General features: G+C 68.6%; 2 protein-coding genes. Both read right to left on the reverse strand.

Going from position 1 to position 3158, the window contains the following annotated elements; translation table 11 throughout:
• Window positions 1-864: 3',5'-nucleoside bisphosphate phosphatase (locus AB3X43_RS06760; RefSeq protein ID WP_369429099.1), on the reverse strand; the 864-nt coding region annotated here is incomplete at its 3' end.
• A gap of 43 nt (window positions 865-907) precedes the next feature.
• Window positions 908-3158: putative bifunctional diguanylate cyclase/phosphodiesterase (locus AB3X43_RS06765; protein ID WP_369429098.1), on the reverse strand; the 2251-nt coding region annotated here is incomplete at its 5' end.

The following is a 3158-nucleotide window of genomic DNA, read 5'->3' on the forward strand; positions in this document are numbered from 1 at the left end:
GACCGGGTGCGTGATGCGCTCGGCGAGCAGTTCCCACACAGGGGTCAGTTGGGTGGGCAGGCGGGGCAGCTTGCCCAGGTCGGTGCGGCTTTCGGCGGGCGAATGGAAGTCGCTGCCGCGCGAGGCCGCCAGATCGAATTCGATGGCCATCGCGGCGTACTTGCCGTACTCGGCCGTGGTGTGGCTGCCGGTGACGACCTCGACGCCCTGGCCGCCGTGCTCCTTGAATTCGGAGAACAGCGCGAATTCGGTGGTCGGGGTGAACCGGTGGTAGCGGCCGGGATGGGCGATCACGGCGACGCCTCCCGCCTGCGTGATCCAGCGCACGGCGTCTCCCAGGCCGGCCCAGCGGTGCGGCACGTAGCCGGGCTTGCCATCGGCCAGGTACTTGCGGAAGACATCGTTGGTGTCGCTGCAGCGGCCGGTCTCGACGAGGTAGCGCGCGAAATGGGTGCGCGAGATCAGGTCCGGATTGCCGACGTACTTCAGCGCACCCTCGAAGGCGCCGGGGATGCCGACCTTGAGCAGCTCGGCGGCCATCTCGCGTGCACGCTCCTCGCGGCCACCGCGGGTGGCGGCCAGACCCTGGCAAAGCGCCTCGTTGCGGTCGTCGAACCCGAGGCCGACGATGTGCACCGTCTCGCCCGCGAACGTCACCGAGATCTCCACGCCGGTCAGGTGCGGCAGACCCTGGGCCCGCGCGGCGTCGCGGGCGCGCTGCTGGCCACCGATCTCGTCATGGTCGGTGAGCGCCCACAGCTCGACGCCGTTGGCGCGGGCGCGCTCGGCGAGGGCTTCGGGACTCAGCGTTCCGTCGGAGACGGTCGAGTGGCAGTGCAGGTCGGCGTTGAAGATGTTCACCAGGCCATTGTAGGAGCGTGCCCGGATGCCCGTCGATGGCCGCTGCTCAGATCACCGGCCACACCTCGCCGCTGGCAGCGTCCGTTCCGTGGTGGCCGGGATCGATCACCTCCTGCCCGGCAACGTTCAGCCACTGGCGCGCGGTGGCGGCTGGTGCAGGCCGGCCGAAGAAGTAGCCCTGCGCCGCCTCGCAGCCAATGTCCCGCAGATGGCACATCTGCTCCTCGGTCTCGACGCCTTCGGCCAGCACCGAGATGCCGAGGCTGCGGCCCATCGCGACCATGGTGTTGACGAGCTGGGCGTCGGCGCTGTCGGTCATCAGGTCGCGGATGAAGCTGCGGTCGATCTTGAGCTTGCCGACCGGGAACCGCTTCAGCTGCGACAGCGACGAGTAGCCGGTGCCGAAGTCGTCGATGGCGAGCTGCACGCCCATCGCGCGCAGGCTGTGCAGGAAGGCCTCGCTGTGGTCGCCTTGCTGCATCAGGCCCGATTCGGTGATTTCCAGCTCCAGGTACTCGGCGCCAAGGCCATGGGTCTCCAGTGCCCGCTGCACCCGGGCGACGGTTCCACCACGCTGCATCTCGACCGCGGAGATGTTGACCGCGATGCGCCCGAAATCGAGCCCTTCGTCCAGCCAGGCACGGCCCTGGCGGCAGGCTTCCTGCGTGACCCACTCGCCCAGCGCCACGATGTGGCCGGTGTCTTCCAGAACCGGGATGAACTCGGCCGGACCGACCGGCGGCAGCCCGGGCTGGTTCAGGCGGACCAGGGCCTCCAGTCCGATCAGGCGCCGGTCGCGCAGGCGGTAGAGCGGCTGGTACCAGAGCTCGAACTCCTGGCGCGCCAGTGCACGGCGCAGGCGGGTGTCGAGCTGCAGCCGCACCTGCGCGGCTTGCGTCAGTGCTTCGGTGTAGTAGCGGTAAGTGCCGCGCCCGGCGCGTTTGGCCTGGTACATGGCGGTGTCGGCATCACGCAACAGCTCTTCGACCTCGGTGCCGTCTTCCGGATAGAGGCTGATGCCGATCGAGGCCTGCACATAGACCTCGCTCGGGCCGACGTCGAACGGGCTGGCCAGCAGGTGCAGCAGTTCCTGCGCGACCGCGGCGGCGTCTTCGCCATCCCGCAGGGTTTCGAGCACGAGGATGAACTCGTCGCCACCGAGCCGGCCTAGCGTGTCCTCGCGCCGGGTGCGGTGTGCCAGGCGCTGTGCGACGCCGAGCAGCAGCTGGTCGCCGGCGTTGTGGCCGAGGCTGTCGTTGACGTTCTTGAAGTTGTCCAGGTCGATGTAGAGCACGGCGACCTTGTGGTGCTTGCGCCGCGCCGCCGCCAGCGCATGCTCCAGCCGCGACAGCACCATCAGCCGGTTCGGCAGGCCCGTCAGGCTGTCGACGTGGGCGAGTTCCTGCAACTGTGCTTCGACTTCTTTCTTGGCGGTCACGTCAGTGAAGACCGTGACGAGGTGGGTCGGCAGTCCTTGCGCGTTCGAGACGGTGGCCACGGAATTCCACAGCGCCTGGTAGGTGCCGTCCTTGCGCTGGCTCCACAGTTCGCCCTGCCAGCGCCCGTCGTGCAGCACGCGGTCGCGGATGGCTTCGTGGAAATCGGCGGGCTGGCGGTCGGAGCGCAGGAAGTCGGTGCTCTGGCCGAGGGCGTCCTGCGCGCTGTAGCCGGTGATCTCGGTGAAGGCCCGGTTGACCGAGACGATGTGGCCGCGCATGTCGGTCACGATCACGCCGTCCTGCGTGCTTTCGAGTGCGGCTGCGAGGAGTCGGTTGCGGTCCTGGCCCTCGCGCCACTGTTCCCGGCGCTGGAACTGGGTCAGCGCATACGACATGTCGGTGCTGATCTCGTTGAACAGCGCCTGCTCTTCCGGATCCTCCGGATTGAAGCGTTCCCGCACCAGCACCAGCACGGCGGTCATCGTGTCGCTGCAGCGCACCGGAATCGCCACGGCCTGGCTCGGCGCGCTGGGCGGAACATCCCAGCGCAGGTGCCCGCTGCGCCAGGTGCGCACGGCGGAGTGATCCGCATCGGTGCCGGTGTGGTCCAGGCGCAGGTCGCGTGGCTGGTGTTCCGGGGCGGTGCGGTCGGTCTCGCCGCTGTGGGCAGCCAGCGCCAGGGTGGACGATCGTGCGTCGCCCTGGACGATCCAGGCCATGCGGAAATGGCCATGGCTGATGGCGACCTGGCAGATGCGCTGGTACAGCTCTTCTGGCGCCCGTGTCCAGACGATCGACTGGTTCACCTGGCTGAGGAAACTGTAGAGCCGGCTCAGCGTCTTGATGCGCAGCTCACCG

The sequence above is a fragment of the Sphaerotilus sp. genome, assembly GCF_041083715.1.
GTDB lineage: Bacteria > Pseudomonadota > Gammaproteobacteria > Burkholderiales > Burkholderiaceae_C > Sphaerotilus.